At 52.4% G+C, this 20154-nt stretch carries 21 protein-coding genes and 3 pseudogenes; 6 read left to right on the plus strand and 18 right to left on the minus strand.

Features of this window, described 5'->3' with window-relative positions; all coding sequences use genetic code 11:
- The 18 genes and pseudogenes from BACCOPRO_RS04655 to BACCOPRO_RS04740 all read right to left on the minus strand — a co-directional run.
- A partial coding sequence (locus BACCOPRO_RS04655; protein WP_008141427.1) for a lysozyme family protein occupies positions 1-348 on the minus strand: 348 nt, incomplete at its 3' end.
- Complete coding sequence (locus BACCOPRO_RS04660) at positions 345-851, minus strand: DUF3872 domain-containing protein (protein ID WP_008141429.1); 507 nt, start codon at positions 849-851, stop codon at positions 345-347. The genes BACCOPRO_RS04660 and BACCOPRO_RS04655, both read right to left, overlap by 4 nt.
- An 18-nt stretch (positions 852-869) precedes the next feature.
- Positions 870-1748 (minus strand): DUF8464 domain-containing protein, encoded by an 879-nt coding sequence (locus BACCOPRO_RS04665; protein WP_008141431.1) that lies wholly within the window; start codon positions 1746-1748, stop codon positions 870-872.
- A gap of 8 nt (positions 1749-1756) precedes the next feature.
- The gene (locus tag BACCOPRO_RS04670; RefSeq protein ID WP_008141433.1) at positions 1757-2332 is read right to left on the minus strand and encodes a conjugal transfer protein TraO; all 576 of its coding nucleotides are present in this window, start codon (positions 2330-2332) and stop codon (positions 1757-1759) included.
- Positions 2333-2334: 2 nt separating this feature from the next.
- Positions 2335-3321 carry a conjugative transposon protein TraN gene (gene traN, locus BACCOPRO_RS04675; protein WP_040311201.1) on the minus strand — a complete coding sequence of 329 codons (987 nt, stop codon included), beginning with the start codon at positions 3319-3321 and terminating at the stop codon, positions 2335-2337.
- A 56-nt stretch (positions 3322-3377) separates the two neighbouring features.
- A complete protein-coding gene (gene traM, locus BACCOPRO_RS04680) occupies positions 3378-4727 on the minus strand; it encodes a conjugative transposon protein TraM (protein WP_008141437.1) in 1350 nt (449 codons plus the stop codon).
- Complete coding sequence (locus tag BACCOPRO_RS04685; RefSeq protein ID WP_008141439.1) at positions 4708-5016, minus strand: TraL conjugative transposon family protein; 309 nt, start codon at positions 5014-5016, stop codon at positions 4708-4710. The genes traM and BACCOPRO_RS04685 overlap by 20 nt, the downstream gene beginning before the upstream one ends.
- A 5-nt stretch (positions 5017-5021) precedes the next feature.
- Entirely contained in the window at positions 5022-5645 is a 624-nt protein-coding gene (traK, locus tag BACCOPRO_RS04690) for a conjugative transposon protein TraK (RefSeq protein WP_004308925.1), read from the minus strand.
- A 110-nt stretch (positions 5646-5755) separates the two neighbouring features.
- Entirely contained in the window at positions 5756-6760 is a 1005-nt protein-coding gene (traJ, locus tag BACCOPRO_RS04695) for a conjugative transposon protein TraJ (RefSeq protein WP_008141441.1), read from the minus strand.
- A gap of 3 nt (positions 6761-6763) precedes the next feature.
- Entirely contained in the window at positions 6764-7393 is a 630-nt protein-coding gene (locus BACCOPRO_RS04700; RefSeq protein WP_040311202.1) for a DUF4141 domain-containing protein, read from the minus strand.
- A 25-nt stretch (positions 7394-7418) separates the two neighbouring features.
- A complete protein-coding gene (locus BACCOPRO_RS04705; RefSeq protein ID WP_081446916.1) occupies positions 7419-7802 on the minus strand; it encodes a DUF3876 domain-containing protein in 384 nt (127 codons plus the stop codon).
- Between the two features lie 36 nt (positions 7803-7838).
- Entirely contained in the window at positions 7839-10343 is a 2505-nt protein-coding gene (locus BACCOPRO_RS04710; RefSeq protein WP_008141447.1) for a TraG family conjugative transposon ATPase, read from the minus strand.
- Positions 10340-10672, minus strand: a complete 333-nt coding sequence (locus tag BACCOPRO_RS04715; RefSeq protein WP_008141449.1) for a DUF4133 domain-containing protein — start codon at positions 10670-10672, stop codon at positions 10340-10342. The genes BACCOPRO_RS04710 and BACCOPRO_RS04715 overlap by 4 nt, the downstream gene beginning before the upstream one ends.
- Positions 10673-10682: 10 nt before the next feature.
- Positions 10683-10994: a DUF4134 domain-containing protein gene (locus tag BACCOPRO_RS04720; protein ID WP_007656423.1), complete on the minus strand. Its 312-nt coding sequence runs from the start codon at positions 10992-10994 to the stop codon at positions 10683-10685.
- Between the two features lie 203 nt (positions 10995-11197).
- Positions 11198-11935 (minus strand): hypothetical protein, encoded by a 738-nt coding sequence (locus BACCOPRO_RS04725; protein WP_008141452.1) that lies wholly within the window; start codon positions 11933-11935, stop codon positions 11198-11200.
- Positions 11932-12297: pseudogene (locus BACCOPRO_RS04730) on the minus strand (DUF3408 domain-containing protein); the annotation flags it as partial. The pseudogene BACCOPRO_RS04730 and the gene BACCOPRO_RS04725, both read right to left, overlap by 4 nt.
- A 21-nt stretch (positions 12298-12318) precedes the next feature.
- Complete coding sequence (locus BACCOPRO_RS04735) at positions 12319-12768, minus strand: DUF3408 domain-containing protein (protein ID WP_008141454.1); 450 nt, start codon at positions 12766-12768, stop codon at positions 12319-12321.
- 5 nt (positions 12769-12773) lie between these two features.
- On the minus strand, positions 12774-13529 hold the full coding sequence (locus tag BACCOPRO_RS04740; RefSeq protein WP_005867743.1) for a ParA family protein: 756 nt from the start codon (positions 13527-13529) through the stop codon (positions 12774-12776).
- A 232-nt stretch (positions 13530-13761) separates the two neighbouring features.
- On the opposite strand from BACCOPRO_RS04740, the gene BACCOPRO_RS18650 reads away from it, so the two are divergent.
- From BACCOPRO_RS18650 to BACCOPRO_RS04770, 6 genes and pseudogenes are all read left to right on the plus strand, one after another.
- Positions 13762-13941 carry a hypothetical protein gene (locus tag BACCOPRO_RS18650; RefSeq protein WP_081446917.1) on the plus strand — a complete coding sequence of 60 codons (180 nt, stop codon included), beginning with the start codon at positions 13762-13764 and terminating at the stop codon, positions 13939-13941.
- Positions 13942-14209: 268 nt separating this feature from the next.
- Positions 14210-14638: a conjugal transfer protein MobA gene (gene mobA, locus BACCOPRO_RS04750; RefSeq protein ID WP_008141457.1), complete on the plus strand. Its 429-nt coding sequence runs from the start codon at positions 14210-14212 to the stop codon at positions 14636-14638.
- The gene (mobB, locus tag BACCOPRO_RS04755) at positions 14617-15867 is read left to right on the plus strand and encodes a conjugal transfer protein MobB (RefSeq protein WP_008141459.1); all 1251 of its coding nucleotides are present in this window, start codon (positions 14617-14619) and stop codon (positions 15865-15867) included. Before mobA ends, mobB begins: the two co-directional genes overlap by 22 nt.
- A gap of 32 nt (positions 15868-15899) precedes the next feature.
- A pseudogene (locus BACCOPRO_RS04760) lies at positions 15900-16823 on the plus strand (YWFCY domain-containing protein); the annotation flags it as partial.
- A gap of 639 nt (positions 16824-17462) precedes the next feature.
- Complete coding sequence (gene ltrA, locus BACCOPRO_RS04765) at positions 17463-19115, plus strand: group II intron reverse transcriptase/maturase (RefSeq protein WP_007560904.1); 1653 nt, start codon at positions 17463-17465, stop codon at positions 19113-19115.
- Between the two features lie 121 nt (positions 19116-19236).
- Positions 19237-20154 (plus strand): annotated as a pseudogene (locus BACCOPRO_RS04770) (TraM recognition domain-containing protein); the annotation flags it as partial.

Raw genomic sequence — 20154 nt, forward strand, 5'->3', positions numbered from 1 at the left:
GACATTGTAGGCAAGCGTGGCAAGGAGCAAGCTATCCTTCCCGAACTGCCGGAACATCGCACAGAATTTCCGTAGGTCTTTCCGCAGAAGCGCGTCCGCCTGCCGCTTCGTCATGGTGCGTGCCGAAAACCTTTCACCCGGTAACAACTTATGCCCATATCCCACATACGGGTGATGTTTTTCCGAGTGCCAGCCTTCAAAATACTTCGTGCATCGCACCGCCCTCTCAAATGGCGGCAGTCGATAGATAGCCGCCTGCCTGTCCGTTCCTTCATGGTGTCTGTCCCGTGCGAACACGGAACAGACCGCCAGAAGCGAACAGAGGATAGCCATGAATACACGTATCATCTTAACAAGGGCTTGAAGTTGCCGATGGGGACAACAGAAATAACCCCGTCATCCTTCACGTTGCGGTTGTTGAAGTCAAATTCCAACTCATAGGAGTTGCCGAAATTGTCCTCCACCACCACGATGAAGTTGTGCGCCTCGTCACCCTCCGCCGTATAGTACAGCCGGAACTTCTCGTTTTCGAGCAGGTAGCGGTCATTGGGCAGGAACGTGATTCCGTTGTCCATTTTCAGCGTGCCTTCCCCCTCGAATTGGAAATATCGGATGGTATAGAGGGTATTGGCGTAATCTCCCGTCTTTTTCAACTCACAGCGAATTTCCACCGTCTGCCCCTTTGTCACCTTGTTTGGCACGGGCATGGTTCCCACCGTGAAGGGATAGGATTGCTGGATGTCCATGTCGTCGTCACACGACACGAGCGTGAACGAAACGGCGGCGAACAGGCAGAGTGCCAACGCCTTGAAGATTGATTTTCTCTTGTTCTTGTTGTTCAGTATGTTCATTGTTCTTTGATTTTTAAGTTATTGTTCTTTTTTCGTTGTCAGTTGCAGATGCTCGTTCAAGTCCTTGCAACCGTCATAGAGGGCGGAACGGTCGCAGACACGTCTGCCATAGTATTCTTGCAGTATTGCCAATGTGCGCCGTCCGGCTTCGTCACGGTCGAGATAACAGTCTATGCGCCCGTAACCGTTCAGATACCTCATAGCCTTTTCCACGTTGGCGACAGAGTTCAGCACAAGGCAGTCGCCCGTTTCCAATCCGAGCGTGGCAGCGGAAAGAAAGTCCATGAATCCTTCAAAGATGCTGCACACGTCAGCCGGAGAGCCTTTCGCCTTGACCAGCGACACATCCTTCGGCGGTACGCATCCCTTGAAGAAACGGCTGCGGATTTCATATCCGCCTGCCACGTTCGGAAAACCGACGGCAAAATATCGTTTGCCACGCACTCCGTAATTCAGTCGGCAGCAGTAACGTGATGCAACAGCGTAAGGAATGCCCCGTTCCGCCAGATAGTCCGTCAGTGGAGAACGAAACAGCGGTACGGCTTCCACTCCTTCAAAGGCAGGTTCTGACGGTTTAGGCTGGAAAGTCAGTTTGCTCACTTCGGGAACAGGCATAGGTATATTGGCGGTTTCCGCTATGAATTTCACTTGTTCCATGAAGTCACCGCTTCCGATAAACTCCCCGGCAAGCGTGAAGATGTCGCCGCCCCTGCCCGTACCGAAGTCGTACCAAAGCTGTTTCTTCACGTTCACACGGAAAGAAGGCGTGCGCTCATTGCGGTATGGTGCACGATACCACAACTCGTTGCCGCTTCTTCGGATAGGCTCATGTCCCAACCGTGCAAGGAAGTCCGCAAGGGGTATCTGCCGCATGGCATCGATTTCCGTCCGTTCCATGCGGTGCGTCAGTTAATGATGAACTTGATGCCCACGCCCCACTGCGTATGAAACTTTCTCGTGTCGCCACCCCACAGGCAACGTTCCCGGAGGTTGGCGAGCAGAGCGATACGGTCAGCCACGTAAAACTCCGCATCGAGCGTCAGCGCACCGCCGTAGATGAAGGCGTCCCGGTCATGGAGCGTGGAGCCGTCATGCAGCACTTTTTCGCCCCAGTTCACCGATTCATATCCGGCGAGAGCCGAAGCACCCGCATAGACGAACACGATTTTTCGGGCATCGGAGAGTATCTTGAAGTAGTATCCGCCCTCCGCCGTGAACTGTGCCACGGGTATCTTTCCGTCCTTGTAAGGGTTGTTCTTCAACAGGTATTCGCCGCCGAACACCCATTTGTTCCCCTTTTTCGTGTAGGTGGAGAGAGCCGCCCCGAAGCTGTACCCGCCGTCGTTGCCGCCGGGATTGAAGCCGTCCGCCATGTTCGCCCTGACCTCGATGCCCTGCATCTTCGGCAGGCATCGCTGGGCGTGCGCCTGCCCCGTACACAGGGCAAGCGACGCGATAATCATAAATAGGCACTTCTTCATGGTCAGCGTACTTGAAGTTCGTTGATGGTATTGGCACGTACCAAGTCCTCGTTCTCAATCACGAAAGACTGGTGGCGACCTCCGTTCTTCTCGTTGAGTTCCACCACAAGGCATTTGTCGTCGGGGATGGTGAATTTCGTCATCGTGAACACCGTGTGCTCGCTCTTCTTGCCCGGCACGCAGGTGGCGTAGTTCTGCGCACGGAGCGGCAGAATGATCTGCTCCTGCACGGCGGTACGCTTCGCCACCTTCTTGTCCACGATTTTCCATGTGATGTAGTCCACATCGAAAGGCACATTGCTCTGGTTCTTTATCTCCGTGTGGAAATAGAGTAAACCGTTATGCGTGTAGATGCCTTTCAGCAGGTACTGGATGCCGAATCGCTTGCAGCCGATGTGCTTCACCTCGCGCTTGTTCTGCTTGTGGATGGACTTCATGATAAGGCGCACCAGCATCGGGCTTTCGCTGCCCAGTTCCTTCAGGTAGATTTCCTGCGCGTTGTTCGGACGGTTCACTTTCTCGCCGTCATGGATGAAGTCGCACATCTCCACGTTGAGCAGCAGCGGTTCAGCGGCATATTTCACGTTGAAGGTATAGAAACTCCCGTCCTCCGTGATTACCGACATATTGGTTTCGTTCGGGAAGTTCCTCACGGTAGCTTTTACTCGGATGACGTTCTCCGCTCCGTCGGCTTTGCCCGCAATCAGGTCGGGCGAGCCTAAATCGACATAGCGCACTTCCGCCGGGAAAATGACGTGGACGGTCTTGTCGTAGGTCACTTCCAAACCGTGCGGGGGAACCATGCGGTCGAAGGTCAGCTTCTTTGTCAGCCCGTGATACAGGTCACCGTCCGCCTCCTTCTGCGGATAGACTTCCTTTGTCAAGGTCGGTTGTTCACTTCCGTTGTCCGTTCCAACGGTTACGTTCTCCTGCGCATTGGCAGTTGCGATGCCCATAGCGAGGGCAAACATGATGATTACTTTTCTCATTTTACTTTGGATTTTAGTGGTAAATAAAAATTGGATTGTTGTTACTTTTTCTGTTTTCAATTCCTGTCCTGATAGAGCATGACCTTGTACCCGGCTTTCAGATGCACTTTCACCGTGCGCATCTTTTTGGCGATGTACTGGCTCGTGCCTTGTATCAGCCCCTTGCCCAAATCGGAGGCGAGCTGCGCCCCGGCATTGGTGGAGATATTGATACTGCTGCCCAGCGAGCCACCAATGTTGGCGGCAACCTCCCTGACGGCATTCATTTCCATCGAATTGGGGATGAAGATGCCGGGCTGCCCGTCCGTGTCATACACCGCCAGCTCTACCGGGATAATCGTACCCGCATATTCCAGTGACGTGATTTCAATATCAAGCCGTTCGCCCTGAATCTTTGCCGTGCCGACCACCACCGCGTTGCGGGGAATGATTTTGTCCGCCACAGCCATCGGCTCCAACAGGCGGAGCTTGACAGCCTGCCCGTCAGTTACGCTCTGCGCCCCATAGACGCACGCTGATATGGTGTTCTTGTCCGATACGGTCGTGACACCCACCGCCGTGTTGAAACTGCGGTTGCGCTCCTGCGAAAAGGAGGCGACAAATTCGGCGTTGCTCATCGGCTGACTGAGCGAAGACACTACCTGATGCGCTACTTGCCTGACAGGTGCTGCCGTGTTCTTCCCGGCTTTCTGCACGGGATAAGGCTCTGCCACCTGCACCGGTTCCGGCTTGCCGCCACTCTGACCGCCCATGTACTTCGCCGCCAGCTCGTAGGATTTCTCCATGAGTGCCACTTGGTCATCCATAGAGGACGCCTTCCCCTTCTCGCTTTCAAGTTCGGTTTCCAGCGAGGCGATGCGCTCCAACAGTTCGTCCATTTCCGCGTTGTCGTTTTTCGGCTGCTCATAGAAGTTGCCGAGCGTGGCATTGAGGTCGCGGTAGGCGGCTGCGGAGGACTGGATGGTTTTCGGGGCGGACTTCACCGTTTCTTCCGTGTCTCCGGGATTGGCAAGGTCGAAGTCCCTGCCGCCGTCCGTTTCCGCCACCTCTCGGTCGAACATATCGCCCAGTTCCTGCATGGCGCGGCTGCGGTTCTCCTGCCGTTCCTCCATCGCCCCCTGCTCGTAGGCTTTCGCCTTGTCGCCGATGATCTGGCGGTTCGCCTTGTCAGCGTCGGGCATCTCGATGTTGTAACCTCCCGTCCCCGGTTGCTGCTCCTTGTCGGAGGACGGGGCGAATATCAGCCACATAGCCCCGATGAATACCAGCACTATAGCGGGCAGCACTATCATTTTCTGACGTTTCAGCCTTTGGGCTTCGGTCAGCGGCTTGCGCTCCTTCTTCGGTTTCCCGTTGTCGGGAGCCGCCTTGTTCTCTTTTTTAGGTTCATTCTTCGTCTGTTCCATATAAATAAGGTATTACGTTGTGATTGTTGTCCGGATTTACGGACAGTTCCACCTGTCCGGCATGGTCTGTAACTATCCGGCTGCCGTCATTCCTGCCGATGTCATAGACGGCTTTTCCGAAGGTGTAGAGGGCAAGCACCGCGAAGGCGGCGAGCATCGCCAGCACGATGCGCCTGCGTGTCTTCGGGGGCAAACCGTCCAGATAGCCTTTGAGCCTTGCCACCAGCATTTTCTTTTTGTCGTGGAGCTTCCAGTACGCACGCCAAAATGATTTCCTGATTTTCTTCATGTCCGTTACCTTTTGATGGTTTGTAAATCCTTGTTCTCGATGATGGTGAATCCCTCGATGGTGAAACCGTTGGGATTGTCGTCCGAACGGGACGAGTTCAAGAGGCGGCACGTGGTCACGAGGCTGCGCTCGGTGACGTTGCTTTGCCTGATGATCTTCTGCGTGGCGTAGGTCACGGCACGGTAGGGATAGCCGTTGAAGTCGCATACCACGCTGTCCACCTTCAGCACTTGGTTGATGTTCCCGGCGATGATGCGGTTGTAGTACCCCTTCTCGGCGAAGTCCGAATAGTAGTTGTACACGCTTTTGTCCGCTAATAGCAGGGCGCGTTTCACGTTATGCTCTATCGCGCTCTTTTCGGGCGAGAGCGTGAAGAAAAGCTCGTGGAAGCGGCGCACGTGTTCCCTTGCCTCCGCCGGACGGTTCTGCGACAAGTCCTGCGAGAGTGCCAGCATCAGCGACTTGCCGTTGTCCAGCACGTAAATCTTTTCCCGTTGCCGTTCCGCAAAGCGGTAGGAACTCCACACGCTCCATACCGTTATCACGGCGCACAACGAAAGGAAGACGATACCGAACAGGCGTATCTGCCTGAACGATGATTCGATGTTTTTGAGTGACTTAAATTCCATTGTTGTTTATTCGTTTTTAATTGTCAAATACGTTGTCTTACGGATGTTCTGTCAAGGTAGCTACCTTTAGCCTGTCTTTGTAGCTACCTTGACAATCTCATCCCGATTTGTTATTTCAGCAGTTTTCCGGCACGTCCGACCATGTTTCCTGCGGCTGCGCCTGCCACGCTGCCCGCCATGCTTCCGGCTCGTCCTGCCGTCTGGTTCACGTTGCGACCGTAGCTTCCCATACCTCCGGCTTGAATAATCCAGCCTGCCACGGTCGGAATGGTGAAGTAGCCGATGATGCCGATTATCATGAAGACGATATACACACCGTCGTTTGAATCCAGCGAGAAGTTCGGGTCAGCCTGCATCCGTTCGATGTCGCTTTGCAGCATCAGCACCTGTATCTTAGCCAGTATGGTGCTGAACATATCCGACACGGGCAGCCACAGATAGACCTGTATGTAGCGGCATATCCACTGCGTGAGCGTGCTTTGGAAGCCATCCCACACCGATATGGCGAAGGCTATCGGACCGAGTATCGCCAGCACCACGAGAAAGAACGTGCGGATGGTGTCTATCACGAGGGCGGCGGCTTGGAACATCAGTTCCAGTATCTCGCGGAAGAAATCGCGGATGCCCTTCTTCATGTTGTACATCCCGCGCTCGATATACATCCCCGCCATCGTCACCATGTCGGAAGGCGACCAGCCCAGTTCCTCCAGCTGTTTGTCAAACTCCTCGTTCGACACGAGGTAGGCGGTTTCGGGGTTGCGCATCATCGCCTCGTATTCCAGTTTGTCTTTCTGTTGGCGGTACTGGTTCATGTCAAGCGTTTCCGCCTCCAGCATCTTTGCCGTCCCCTGCACGACGGGCGACATGACACTGTTTATCGTGCCTAATACCACCGTCGGGAAGAACATGATGCACAAGCCTATCGCAAACGGGCGGAGCATGGGGAACACGTCTATAGGTTCGGCTCTCGCCAGCGACTGCCACACCCGATAGGCGACGTAGAACAGCGCACCCAGTCCGGCGATGCCTTTCGCCACGCCCGCCATGTCCCCGCATAGCGGCATCATCTGTTCGTAGAGCGAGCGCAGAATCTGGTGAAGGTTGTCGAAATCCATAGGCTACCAGTATCTTTCGTTGGCATTCCCGTACAGCCCCATGATGCGGTCGAGATCGTTCTTTTTCTTTGCCCGCAGGTAGCTCACGCTGATGTTCTTATTGGTGTAGTAGCTTACGAGGTTGCGGTAACGCTTCATCTTGGAGTAGCAGCGTTCCACCACATCCATGCGTTCCTTGTCCGTCATGGAGAGCGTGGTGATGTTCACCACGTTCTTCAGTTCTGTCAGCACGTCGTTGGATTCCTCCAACAGCTTGGTGTAGCCGAAGGCGATAGCTCCGAGTTCCTCCACCGTGAAGTTGTCGTCACGCATCATCTTCTGGAAGCTGGTCACATAGATGTCGGTGATGTCGCCCACCATCAGGATGGTCTGCTGCACCTTGCGGGCATCCTTGACCAGATTGTTCACGGATTTGAGTGCATCGTAATACTTCTTGCCTTGCTCGTAAATTTTCACGGTCTCTTGAAAATTTTTCACCATATTTTGGGCGGTCGTGGAAGTATGCACCACATTCTTGGAGGTGTTCACGATGCTCTGCGCGATGTTGGACGGGTCTATGACCGCCCACTGTGCATTTGCCTTGCCGACTGCAAGCAGGCAGAGGCAGATAATCATTGTCATTCTTGTTCTCATGTCTTTTTGGATTTAGTGGTTGATATTACTGTTCGTTTATCGGATGTTCCGGTTGTGGCCTCACCCGGATATAGTCACCGTTGGGCGAGAAGGTCAGGATGTCCGTTGCTTCGTTGTAGGACACGTCGATGCGGAAGCCGGTATTCATGAACAGGTTGCCGTTCTCCTCCTGCAAGAGATAGGTTTCCGGTTTCAGCTTGCGGCGTAGTCCGCTACGCTTGAATACCGTCACCTTGTAGGCTTCGCCCTCCTTGTAGATAAGCACGTCGGGCTTCCCCTCCACGCTCTCCCAGTTCCCGCAAAGCAGGTTGCGGCGGTTGTCCGCTACCTCGCAGGATTGCAGCACCATGACCGCCAGCCCGATTAAACACTTGCTGACTTGCAGCATTTTCGTTCTTGATATACTCATACGCATTTTCTTTTTTGGTTGATGAATCGTTTTTACTTATTCCTTGTTTCTCCGCCTTTCGGCAAGCTGCCGGATGGCGGCTTCGATGTCGCCGCCCAGCTGCTCCGCCAGACGGTACACCTCTACTTTTTCCGTTTCTTCGGTGGTGTACGCCAGATACTCTTCAGCACTAACTTCGGTGGCATAGACCGCCGACTGTGTGCCACCCAGCCCGATCCAAACTTCCTTGTAGAGCCTTGACGGGTTGTTCGCCATGTTGATGGAGAGTATCTGTGACTTCTCCTTCTCCGTAAGACCCAACAGGGACTGTATGGCATCAAACTTATTCATGTATTTCCGCTGGTCGAGAAGTATCTTGCAGTCGGAGTTGTTGATGATGCTCTCCTTGACGACGGGCGAGGAAATGATGTCGTCCACCTCCTGCGTCACCACGATTGCCTCCCCGTAATACTTGCGCACGGTCTTGTACATATAGCGCAGGTACTCAGCCATATTCGCCGAAGAGAGTGCCTTCCAAGCCTCTTCCACTATCAGCTGTTTGCGTACGCCTTTCAGACGGCGCATCTTGTTGATGAAGGCTTCCATGATGATGATGGTCACGACAGGGAAAAGTTCGCGATTTTCCTTAATACTGTCAATCTCGAAGACGATGAACCGCTTGCCGAGCAGGTCGATGTTCTCCGTGGAGTTGAGCAGGAAGTCGTAGCGTCCGCCCCGGTAATACTGCCGCATGGTGGTGAGCATATTGTCGATGTTGAAGTCTGACTTCTCCACCTTTATCTCACGTTCCGCCAGTTCGTGGCGGTAGTCATCGCGCATATACTCATAGAAGGTGTTGAACGAGGGGACGATGCTCCGGTCAGCCCTGATACGCTCGATGTATGCGTTCACCGCACTGCCCAGTTCGCCGCTCTCCGTTTTCGTCACTTTGTCGTCCTCCGACTTCCAAAGCGTCAGCAGCAGCGTCTTAATGCTGTCCTTCTTCTCCACGTCGAACACGTAATCATCGGTGTAGAACGGGTTGAACGAGATCGGTTTCTCCTCCGTGTAGGTGAAGTACACGCCGTCCGCCCCGTTTGTCTTGCGCCGGATCATCTCGCACAAGCCTTGATAGGAGTTTCCCGTGTCCACCAATACCACGTGCGTACCCTGCTCGTAATACTGCCTCACGAGGTGGTTCATGAAAAAAGACTTGCCGCTGCCCGAAGGACCCAACACGAACTTGTTGCGGTTGGTCGTGATACCCCGCTTCATCGGCAGGTCGCTGATGTCGAGGTGCAGCGGTTTTCCCGTAAGCCTGTCCACCATCTTGATGCCGAAGGGCGAGAGCGAACTGCGGTAGTTGGTTTCCTCCGTGAAAAGGCACACCGCCTGCTCGATGAAGGTATGGAAACTCTCTTCCGCTGGGAAGTCCGCCGCGTTGCCGGGCATCGCCGCCCAGTAGAGCGTCGGGCAGTCGATGGTGTTGTGGCGCGGTACACACTCCATGCTGGCGAGCTGACTGCCCACATCGTTCTTGATATGCTTCAGTTCTTCCGCGTCGTCGCTCCACGCCATGACGTTGAAGTGCGCCCGTACCGAGGTCAGCCCGTAGGTATGGGCTTCGTTCAGGTACTGGTCGATCCACTCGCGGTTGATGCTGTTGCTCCTTGAATAGCGGGATAGCGACTGCATATTCCTTGCGGACTTCTCGAACTTCTGCAAATTTTCCTCGCTGTTGTCGATAATCACATACTGGTTGTAGATGTGTTTGCAAGAGAGCAACAGCCCCACGGGAGAGGCAAAGGAGAGGCGGCAGTCGCTTCGATCCGTGGAGAGTTTCTCGTAGCGGATGTCAGTCGCCACCTTTCCGGGCATATCCTCCGCGTCAGAGAGGGTGTGCAGGCACAGGCGGTTGTCGCCGATGCGCATTTCCTTTGCCGAGAGGTCGATGTCCTGCAAGGTCGTGTCGCCTTCGGGCATGAGCGAGAAGTAACGCTCTATCAGTCCGGCGGACTTCTCCGTCCCGACAAGCTCGTCGGTGGAGAGGCGGCGCAGCCTGACAAAGCCGCTGTCGTTCATGATGCGCTCGAACTGTTCAGCAGCTTCCATGAACTTCCCGGCGGTTTCCTTGTCCAGCTCCTTCGGGATGATATGCCCACGGCACAGCGTGCTGAAGTTGCTCTGCATCCGGTTACGCTCCTTCGTCGTCTTGGTCAGGTAGAGATAGCAGGAATGTTTCAGGTACGGACGCTCATTGAAGTGGCGTTCAAAGGAGCGGCTCAGAAAACTCATGTCGTCCTTCTGTAATTCCGGCTTGTAGCGTTCCTTGATGAACCAGTCCTGCTTATGTACGACGCAGAAGTCAGGCAGCACCTTGATTGCCTTGCACCAGCAGCCGTGTATCGCCTCATACTCCGCGCCCGTCACGGTGTAAAGCTCCGGCAGTTCCACCTCAAAAGCCACCGTGATGTCGGCGTCTTTGGAAATGATGCAGCCATGCTCCACCGCCAGCAGGGGGAACTTGTTTTCCAGTGTTGTCATTTTGGATGTATTTCTCATGTCGTTTCTTCCTTTCGTTGCCGTTTGAATAATCGGGTGATCCGCCGCCGGTTGATAAGGTATCGGGGATGGCTCCGTGCCGCTCCCAGCTTCATCAGCCCGTGTTCGCCGTACCGGGCGTTCAGCGCGAAGGTCTGCCATACGAGGACGGAAGACGATGCCGCGCCGAAGCCGATACATACCCACTGGTCGATGCCGACCATGTAGAGGATGACGAACAGGACGAAGAGAGCCAGCAGGCCTCCGCAGAAGATGAAGAGGTACTGATCCTTCAGGCCCTTGAACTCGACCGGACGGCCGATACCCTTGTTTATCGGGTATTCAGCCATACATTGTTTATTAAAGGAAGAATGAACGCAGGATAGTGGCGGCGACAATCAGGAAGATACAAGCCCCGAACCATGAGGCGGCAGTCTTCGAGGTGTCCGGGTCGCCGGACGAAAACTTGCCATAGACTTTCACGCCGCCGATAAGACCGACTACCGCGCCGATGGCGTAAATTAATTTCGTGCCGGGGTCAAAATACGAACTCACCATAGAGGTGGCTTCGTTGATGCCTGCCAGACCGTTTCCCTGCGCAAATGCGGAGGCGGTTGCGGCAATCATAAGTGCCGCAGAGATGATGAACTTTTGTCTGATGTTCTTATTCATAAACTGTTCTTGTTTTGTGCCGTTGAAAGGGTGGATAGTCCTTTTTCGAGCGGTTGATACTTGATTCCTTTACTTTGGTTTTAGTGGTAGCCCGTTTGTTTCCACGGACTTGGGTGTGTCCGTTGCGGATTGGCTGTACCTTGTACTACCGTGCGCATGGTGTGATACCGTCTTACGTTTTCATTTCCATTCTTTTTTAGCCGTTATACATAGTTTCGGAAGTCGAACTCCTCGATGTTGTCGGGAATCACGAACACCTTTTCCTTTTGTTGTGTCACGGTCATGTTCACCGCGTCCACGAAAACAGCCATCGCCTTTGCAAGCCTATCGCTCATTGCCTCATCGGTCAGGCGTTCTGTTATCCTTGTGAAAAGTTCTGTCCCGTCCAGTTCCGTCATGACCTTTCCGGCGTGTCGCATTTCCTCATCGGACGGTGAATCTTTCCGAATGGCGCGTACTGCCATGTCAATATCCTCGAAACTGCTTCCCGAAGCCTGCTTTTTATCCGGTTCTTCGTCCTCCGGCTCATCCTCTCCGTACTCCAGTTCCGAAGGCGGGATGCTCGTGAAGGTTTCATCGAGTTTTTCCTCCGGGACTTGTGCCGGATGGGACACGGTTTCCGTGTTTCCGTCGTCAAAAGTAGCCTCTTCCTCCGACAGCTCAATGCCTTTTTCCGAAGTGGCGGCTTCTTGCGTCGGTATGGCAGCGGTTGTCCGGGTCGGAGCCATTTTGAAACGGCTTTTGCCGATGATGTCCGGTGTGTCTGCGGGCGGTGCTTCCTTTGCCTCCGGCTTTGCCGCCGTACTGTCCAATGACCTCCACAGACCGGCAATGTGTCGGAAGAAACGGACAAGTTTCGTTTCCATGATACGGTCATAGAACAGCAGGATCAGGAACCACACGTTGCAGGCTACCGATACGATTAGAAACACCTTTGTCATAGTCTTACTTTTTGGGCGTTTTCAATCTGTTCCATGTACTGCGCCCCGTACTCCCGGAAATGGTCACGGAGGATGTTGTCCACGAACTTGCCGATGCTCAGTTTTTTCCCCATACGGCTGGCAACGACGGCAACTTTCTCATGGACCTCGCGGCTGATGTATATACATTGCCGTGTGTTGATCTCCGATGCTTCCAAGAAAACAGAGAGCGGCTTGCCCCTGCCTTCATCTTTGCGGAAGTCTCTGCCGGTCTTTTCCTGACCGTATCCGTTTGCACACTTTGCTGCATTGGCAGCGGTTCTTTCACTCTTCCCTGTTTGCAGGCACTCAGCCTGACGGTTCTTCTTTGTTTTTTTCATACTTCTTTTTTGTTTATTGGGTGTTTATAGGTTATAGGATTCCATGTGCCGTTTGAACGATTCGGCTATCTCGTTTTGGAACAGCGTGAAATGGTGTGTCAGCACGTTGTCAAGAAAAGCCGCGATAGTCACCTCGTTGCCTCCGATTACATGAAGCATCTTCTGTATGCGGTCGTGGTACTCCTTGCGGATATATACCTGTTTGCCGAGCCTTGCCGTGACATTGGACCCGCACATGAACACGGTATCATAATCCGGCTTTTCCGGCTTGCCGTTCCTGCGCCTGCGTTCCGGTTCCTCTCTGGGGTGCGGGACAGGCAAGGGGACGGTTTCCTGCACCGTTTTTTTCGGAGGTGGGGAAGGCGCGTTCCCGTCCGTGCTTCTCGCTTCCGGCGGAATGCTTGTATCGTCCAGCCGGAACGAGTTGATTACGGCTTCGCTGTCGATGTCCTCGATTCTTGTTTTCTTTGCCATGCCGTTCAGTTTTTGATGATGCCGAGAATCTCATCGACGAGTTTGTCGAGGTTGCTGCCGCGTACCAGTATTTTGTCCGCCGGAAACGCCGTGGAGCGGAATACCGCCTTGCGTTCTGCCGCCGTCTCCTTGCGGAAACGCTTGCTGTCCGGCAGATGTGTTTCCAGAATGGGCAGGGCGAACTCGGCACAGACCTTGTCGTATGCCTTGTAAAGCTCCGTCTTTTCGCGCCCGTCCACCATGTTCCACACGAGGTAAATCCCTTTGATGCCGGACTTGCCCGTGCTTATCATCTGTTCGTTGATAACGGTGGCGAACTTGATGGAACTCTCCATCACCACACGGTCGGCGATGATGGGCGTGAAGATGTAGTCCATCTTGGAAATGGTCTGCACCACATCGGCATTGTTGATGGTTCCCGGCAGGTCGAAGAACACGAAATCAAGGTCGGGCTGCGCTGCCACCAGATTTTCGGCGGTCTTTACCGCATCTTCCGCACGGCTGCATCTGATGGTGTACGGGTTCTTCTTCAGCCGTTTGAGCTGCTCATACGCCATCACCTTGTAATGCCCGTCCTCCATGACGGCTTTCATGTCGCGCTTGCGCATGTCATGGATACTGTACTGCGGAAAATCGCAGTCCACCACGGCTACGTTGTAGCCTTTCACATAGTGCAGGTAGCTTGCCACAAGCACCGTCAGGGTTGTCTTACCCGCTCCACCTTTCTGCGTGGAGATTGCCACATAAGTTGCTTCTTTCATTTGTCTGATAATTTATTTGGTTATACATCTGTCCGGTGGCGGTAGCGTATTGCCATTAGTACGTACGCACGCGCTCCCATTCATTTATTTATTCACTCCTTAATCCGGCTGTGCCTATGGGTAATCATCGGTTTGTCCAACCGCCCATGCTTTTATCCGTCCGCATGGACGTGTGCTTGGAAAACTATCTGAATACATACACCTGTTTTCAACCGTTTGGATTGATGTCCGGATTACTGTCCGAACATCCGGCGGAAGGAGTGTATTTTCAGTCCCACATCCGAATCACACTGCAAATAAACAAGGATATTTTGGAACTTGTATAACTTCTCCGGCAAGTGGTAGCACGTTGCGCCGGTTGGCATTGATTGTCCGGGTCAAGCCTCTGTCCGATACCGCGTTAAGGGCGTAACTTTGCACCCGAACGGCAGGGTTCGCCGCAGGTGGCGCAGCCCGGAGTTTGAAAGGCATTCCCCCAATCCGTCCCCGACGGATTTTTATGTTCACCTGAACATAGCAAGATGTCTTTTCAGCCGCTCAAAATATTTTGAGCAGCCACGAAAAGCACTTGCCCTTGCAGGGGGCGGGATTCCCTCCGAAGTCGGAAATCCTTTCAAACCTACGGTGTCTGTGCCTTGAAGCGGCGGCTTATGCCGTCAATCCGCTAAATCCAAAGTAATATGAGTGAAAAAAGAAAGAACAAGACCGGGAGAAATCCCAAACTTGATCCGGCGGTGTTCCGTTACACCGTCCGTTTCAGCGAGGAGGAGCACAACCGTTTCCTCTCCATGTTCGAGAAGTCGGGCGTTTACGCCAAATCAGTTTTCCTGAAGGCGCACTTCTTCGGACAGCCGTTCAAGGTGCTGAAAGTGGACAAGACGCTGGTGGATTACTACACCAAACTGTCCGATTTTCACGCGCAGTTCCGCGCGATAGGCACGAACTACAACCAAGTCGTGAAGGAACTGAGGCTGCATTTTTCCGAGAAAAAGGCAATGGCATTGCTCTACAAGCTGGAGCAACATACCGTAGAACTCGTGAAATTGAGCCGCAAGATTGTGGAATTGTCGAGAGAAATGGAGGCGAAATGGTCGCAAAAATCAGTGTAGGAAACTCGTTGTACGGCGCGATTGCCTACAACGGGGAGAAAATCAACGAGGCGCGGGGGCGGTTGCTCACCACCAACCGCATCTACAATGACGGTTCGGGAACGATGGACATCCATAGGGCGATGGAGGACTTTATCACCTTCATGCCACCGCAGATGAAAGTGGAGAAACCGGTGGTGCATATCTCGCTCAATCCGCATCCGGAGGATGTGCTGACAGATACGGAATTGCAGGATATAGCCCGCGAGTATCTGGAAAAGCTCGGTTTCGGGAACCAGCCTTACCTTGTTTTCAAGCATGAGGACATCGACCGACACCACCTGCACATCGTGACGGTCAATGTGGACGAGAACGGAAAACGGCTCAACCGGGATTTCCTCTATCGTCGCAGTGACCGTATCCGCAGGGAATTGGAACAGAAATACGGCTTGCATCCGGCAGAACGCAAGAATTGCCGTCTTGACACGCCGCTGCGCAAGGTGGACGCCTCTGCGGGCGACGTGAAGAAGCAGGCGGGAAATATCGTCAAGGCTATCAGCGGGCAGTACCGCTTCCAGACGATGGGAGAATACCGCGCACTTCTTTCCTTATATAATATGACGGTGGAGGAAGCACATGGCAATGTGCGCGGACGTGAATATCACGGGCTGGTCTATTCCGCCACGGACGATAAGGGCAACAAGGTTGGTAATCCGTTCAAGTCCTCGCTTTTCGGAAAGTCCGTCGGCTATGAAGCCGTGCAGAAGAAGTTTGCCCGTTCCAAGCAGGAGATTAAGGACAGGAAACTCGCCGGAATGACGAAACGCACCGTCCTTTCCGTGCTGGAAGGCACGTATGACAAGGAGAAGTTCGTTGCCACGCTCAAAGGAAAGGGCATCGACACCGTACTGCGCTACACGGAGGAAGGGCGCATTTACGGAGCCACGTTCATCGACCACCGCACGGGCTGCGTGCTGAACGGCTCGCGCATGGGCAAGGAACTTTCCGCCAACGCCTTGCAGGAACACTTCACGCTGCCTTACGCCGGACAGCCGCCGATTCCGCTTTCCGTTCCGGTGGAGGAACCGGAAAACAGGCAAGGATATTCCGGAGGGGAATACGAGAGCCATTCCGGTGGCATGAACCTGTTTGCCCCCGAAGGTCCGGCAGTGGATGCCGAAGAAGAAGCCTTCATCCGGGCGATGCAGCGCAAGAAGAAAAAGAAGAAGCGCAAGGGCTTGGGAATGTAACCGAAAGTATCAACAATCAAAAAAATCAATGTATGTCACAACAAGAAGACGATTTGAGGGCATTAGCGAAAATCATGGATTTTCTGCGTGCCGTGAGTATTATTTTAGTGGTCATGAACGTGTACTGGTTCTGCTATGAAGCCATCCGGCTTTGGGGAGTGGACATCGGCGTGGTGGACAGAATCCTGATGAACTTCAACCGCACGGCGGGACTGTTCCGTTCCATCCTGTACACGAAACTGTTTGCTGCCCTACTGCTTGCCCTGTCCTGTCTGGGGACAAAGGGCGTGAAAGGTGAGAAAATCACTTGGGGACGAATCTGGACAGCCCTTGGCGTTGGCTTTGTGCTGTTCTTCCTCAACTGGTGGATACTGGCTTTGCCGCTGCCGATAGAGGCGGTGACGGGACTGTATATCATGACCGTCAGCGCGGGTTATGTCTGTCTGCTGATGGGCGGTCTGTGGATGAGCCGCCTGTTGAAACACAACCTCATGGATGACGTGTTCAATAACGAGAACGAGAGCTTCATGCAGGAAACACGGCTCATAGAAAGTGAGTATTCGGTCAATCTGCCGACACGGTTCTACTACAAGAAGCGTTGGAACAACGGCTGGATCAATGTCGTGAATCCCTTTAGGGCTTCCATTGTATTGGGTACGCCGGGCAGCGGCAAATCCTACGCAGTGGTAAATAATTTCATCAAGCAGCAGATTGAAAAGGGCTTCTCGATGTATGTGTACGACTTCAAATTCAGTGACTTGTCCACGATAGCCTACAACCATCTGCTGAACCACCCGGAGGGCTACAAGGTGAAGCCGAAGTTCTATGTGATAAACTTCGACGACCCGCGACGCTCACACCGTTGTAATCCCATTCACCCGGACTTCATGGAGGATATTACGGACGCTTACGAGAGTGCGTATACCATTATGCTCAACCTCAATAAAACATGGGTGTGACCTGTAAAGTCACGTAATTGATTGTTAGACAGTAATATTAATTGCATGATTTAACCCGCTGTTCCGTCAGCGGTAGCCTACTATAAGGTGCATCTCCAGTGATGGGTTGTGCCAAGCTTATAGGACAAAGTACACTTTCCGAAAGGACAAGACTGAACCGTGAGGGAATGTCAAGGGCGGTTAGTATCATACCGTTGAGTGGCGAGGCTGGATAGCATGGTTAACGTAAGTGAACTGACTTTAGCCGTCGTAAGGTTTGAAGGAGCGCAAGATACTTTAGCTCTCACCAAAAGGTAAGCAGTCGGATAACCCTTGCCCATGTTGGGGTTACACGGACACAGCACTGCCGGCGGACTTGGCAGAACCTAAACTATCCGTTTGTCAATTACGTGGAACAGGGCAAGCCTGTATCTCTCTCGTAAGAATGCGAGTAAGCGAACCGCAAGGCAAGCCGAATGGGGTGCAGGTATGAGATAACGGAAAAAGCGAATGCCACCCTGTAATGGGGTGGATACGGATTGAATCAACATCACGGGTTGTTATTGGTGACATCATCCGACACGAAAGTGGGCAGACTTCCGTATATGGTAACTCTTTACAAGATAACTTTTAGAACTTTCAAAAGGAGGAAAGCAAATGAACGAAACTAAAACATCGTGTGCGCCTGCTGATAGTAGGAATCTAACTTGGGACGGAATGGACTGGTCCAAGTGTGAAGCCTATGTCCGAAAGCTACAAGCGCGTATTGTAAAGGCTCAAAAGGAAGGCAGACATAACAAGGTGAAAGCCTTGCAGTGGATGCTGACCCACTCTTTTTACGCCAAGGCATTGGCGGTAAAGAGGGTTACTTCCAACAAAGGGAAGAAAACGTCTGGAGTAGATAAACAGCTTTGGGATTCTCCCAAGCGCAAGTACAAAGCAATCGGTGAACTGAAACGTCGTGGTTACAATCCGCAGCCGCTTCGTAGGGTTCACATCAAGAAAAAGAACGGTAAACTCCGACCGCTGGGAATACCGACAATGAAAGACAGGGCGATGCAGGCATTATATCTCATGGCATTGGAACCGATAGCCGAAACGACAGGCGACCGCTTTTCTTATGGTTTCCGCAAGAGACGCAGGACAATGGACGCTATCCGTCAGATTGATACGGTTCTAAACCGCCAGCATTCTCCCGAATGGATTTTGGAGGGAGACATTAAAGGCTGCTTCGACCATATCAGCCACGACTGGCTTCTTAATCATATCCCTATGGATAAGACGATACTCAGAAAATGGCTGAAATGTGGAGCTGTATTCAATGGCAAACTATTCCCGACAGAAGAGGGTACACCACAAGGAGGTATCATATCACCGACACTTGCAAATATAGCACTTGACGGACTTCAACCACTCTTGGCTGAAAGATTCAAAAGATTATGGCGCAACAATAAGACATTCCACTACAAGGTAAACCTTATTCGTTATGCGGATGACTTTATAATCACAGGTCGAGAAAAGGAGCTATTGGAAAACGAAGTCAAACCTATCGTGATAGAATTTCTCAAAGAAAGAGGGCTAACCTTATCCGAAGAGAAAACTACCATTACGAACATATACGACGGTTTTGATTTCTTAGGTTTCAATGTGAGGAAGTTTGGCAAAAGGCTATACACATCCCCGTCCAAAGATGCACAGAAACGCTTCAGGGCAAAAATCGGTGACATCGTTAAAGGACATAAAATGTGTAAGCAGGAATCGCTGATACGAATGCTTAATCCTGTAATCACAGGTTGGGGCAACTATTACCGATATGGTGCATCAACCGATGCTTTTCATGGTTGTGACAATCACATTTACAATCTCACGAAGAAATGGGCTTTACGTCGCCATCCAAAGAAACGCAAGTCTTGGGTTGCAGACAAATATTGGCATGAAATTCGGGGGCGTAAATGGACGTTTGCATGGAAATATGAAACCAAGAGCAAGAAAGTGAACTACCTGACCCTTAAAAGGTTGTCGGATATACATTATACTCCGTACAAGCAAATCAAAGGTGAGGCAAACCCTTTCGACCCGGAATACGATGATTATTTCTTTCAGCGAAAGGAGCAACAAATGCTGGAATCTCTCAAGGGACGTAAGTCTCTCTTATATTTATGGAACAAGCAGAACCGGATTTGTCCGTTATGTGGCAAGGAAATAGATTGTACAAAAGCATGGAACGTCAACGAAATATCTGTTGGTGGTTCGATTGTACGGCAACTTGTCCACAACAACTGCTACAAGCGAAATAAACGAAAATGTTGAAAGTATGAGCCGATTTCTAACAACAAATAGAAATATTGAGTTGCTTGAGCCGTATGAGGGGAAACTCTCATGTACGGTTCTTAGGGGAGAAGGGGGCAGCAATGCCCTTGACTTACCCGATGTGCAGAAGCAGGGCGACTTCTTCGTGGAATCACCTATTATACTGCTTGCCAGCATTATCTGGTATCTCAAAATCTATAAGGGTGGTAAGTATTGCACGTTCCCCCATGCCATTGAGTTTCTGAACCGCCGTTACGAGGATATTTTTCCGATTCTGACCTCTTACCCGGAACTGGAAAACTACCTTTCTCCGTTCATGGACGCATGGCTCGGAGGTGCTGCGGAGCAGTTGATGGGACAGATTGCGTCAGCTAAGATTCCGCTCTCGCGCATGATTTCCCCGCAACTCTATTGGGTAATGTCGGACAGCGAGTTTACGCTGGACATCAACAATCCCGAAGAGCCGAAAATCCTGTGCGTTGGCAACAATCCCGATCGTCAGAACATCTATGGGGCGGCACTCGGTCTGTATAATTCCCGTATCGTGAAGCTCATCAACAAGAAGGGGATGCTGAAGTCGTCGGTCATTATAGATGAACTACCGACGATATATTTCAAGGGGTTGGACAACCTTATCGCCACCGCACGAAGCAATAAGGTTGCCGTGTGTCTGGGCTTTCAGGATTTCAGCCAGTTGGTGCGCGACTATGGCGATAAGGAAGCCAAAGTCGTGATGAACACCGTCGGCAATATCTTCTCCGGGCAGGTGGTGGGTGAAACCGCCAAGACGCTATCCGAACGGTTTGGAAAGGTGTTGCAGAAACGGCAGTCCATATCCATCAATAGGCAGGACGTTTCCACCTCTATCAATACGCAGATGGACGCGCTTATCCCGCCGAGCAAGATTTCCGGATTGACGCAGGGAATGTTTGTCGGTTCGGTGTCCGACAACTTCAACGAGCGCATCGAACAGAAGATTTTTCACTGCGAGATTGTCGTGGATGCCGAGAAGGTGAAGCGCGAGGAAAAAGCCTACAAG

Origin of the sequence: Phocaeicola coprophilus DSM 18228 = JCM 13818 (genome assembly GCF_000157915.1) — a bacterium.
GTDB lineage: Bacteria > Bacteroidota > Bacteroidia > Bacteroidales > Bacteroidaceae > Phocaeicola > Phocaeicola coprophilus.

What these genes read in the sequence shown, in the direction of transcription:
- traK (WP_004308925.1), bottom strand. Translation starts at nt 5,645, where the DNA reads ATGGAATTTAAGTCACTCAAAAACATCGAATCATCGTTCAGGCAGATA.
- BACCOPRO_RS04715 (WP_008141449.1), bottom strand. Translation starts at nt 10,672, where the DNA reads ATGGCTGAATACCCGATAAACAAGGGTATCGGCCGTCCGGTCGAGTTC.
- mobA (WP_008141457.1), top strand. Translation starts at nt 14,210, where the DNA reads ATGAGTGAAAAAAGAAAGAACAAGACCGGGAGAAATCCCAAACTTGAT.
- BACCOPRO_RS04670 (WP_008141433.1), bottom strand. Translation starts at nt 2,332, where the DNA reads ATGAAGAAGTGCCTATTTATGATTATCGCGTCGCTTGCCCTGTGTACG.
- BACCOPRO_RS04685 (WP_008141439.1), bottom strand. Translation starts at nt 5,016, where the DNA reads ATGAAGAAAATCAGGAAATCATTTTGGCGTGCGTACTGGAAGCTCCAC.
- BACCOPRO_RS04660 (WP_008141429.1), bottom strand. Translation starts at nt 851, where the DNA reads ATGAACATACTGAACAACAAGAACAAGAGAAAATCAATCTTCAAGGCG.
- BACCOPRO_RS04665 (WP_008141431.1), bottom strand. Translation starts at nt 1,748, where the DNA reads ATGGAACGGACGGAAATCGATGCCATGCGGCAGATACCCCTTGCGGAC.
- BACCOPRO_RS04705 (WP_081446916.1), bottom strand. Translation starts at nt 7,802, where the DNA reads ATGAGTATATCAAGAACGAAAATGCTGCAAGTCAGCAAGTGTTTAATC.
- traM (WP_008141437.1), bottom strand. Translation starts at nt 4,727, where the DNA reads ATGGAACAGACGAAGAATGAACCTAAAAAAGAGAACAAGGCGGCTCCC.
- ltrA (WP_007560904.1), top strand. Translation starts at nt 17,463, where the DNA reads ATGAACGAAACTAAAACATCGTGTGCGCCTGCTGATAGTAGGAATCTA.
- BACCOPRO_RS04700 (WP_040311202.1), bottom strand. Translation starts at nt 7,393, where the DNA reads ATGAGAACAAGAATGACAATGATTATCTGCCTCTGCCTGCTTGCAGTC.
- BACCOPRO_RS04740 (WP_005867743.1), bottom strand. Translation starts at nt 13,529, where the DNA reads ATGAAAGAAGCAACTTATGTGGCAATCTCCACGCAGAAAGGTGGAGCG.
- BACCOPRO_RS04720 (WP_007656423.1), bottom strand. Translation starts at nt 10,994, where the DNA reads ATGAATAAGAACATCAGACAAAAGTTCATCATCTCTGCGGCACTTATG.
- BACCOPRO_RS04710 (WP_008141447.1), bottom strand. Translation starts at nt 10,343, where the DNA reads ATGAGAAATACATCCAAAATGACAACACTGGAAAACAAGTTCCCCCTG.
- mobB (WP_008141459.1), top strand. Translation starts at nt 14,617, where the DNA reads ATGGTCGCAAAAATCAGTGTAGGAAACTCGTTGTACGGCGCGATTGCC.
- BACCOPRO_RS04735 (WP_008141454.1), bottom strand. Translation starts at nt 12,768, where the DNA reads ATGGCAAAGAAAACAAGAATCGAGGACATCGACAGCGAAGCCGTAATC.
- traN (WP_040311201.1), bottom strand. Translation starts at nt 3,321, where the DNA reads ATGAGAAAAGTAATCATCATGTTTGCCCTCGCTATGGGCATCGCAACT.
- BACCOPRO_RS04725 (WP_008141452.1), bottom strand. Translation starts at nt 11,935, where the DNA reads ATGACAAAGGTGTTTCTAATCGTATCGGTAGCCTGCAACGTGTGGTTC.
- traJ (WP_008141441.1), bottom strand. Translation starts at nt 6,760, where the DNA reads ATGGATTTCGACAACCTTCACCAGATTCTGCGCTCGCTCTACGAACAG.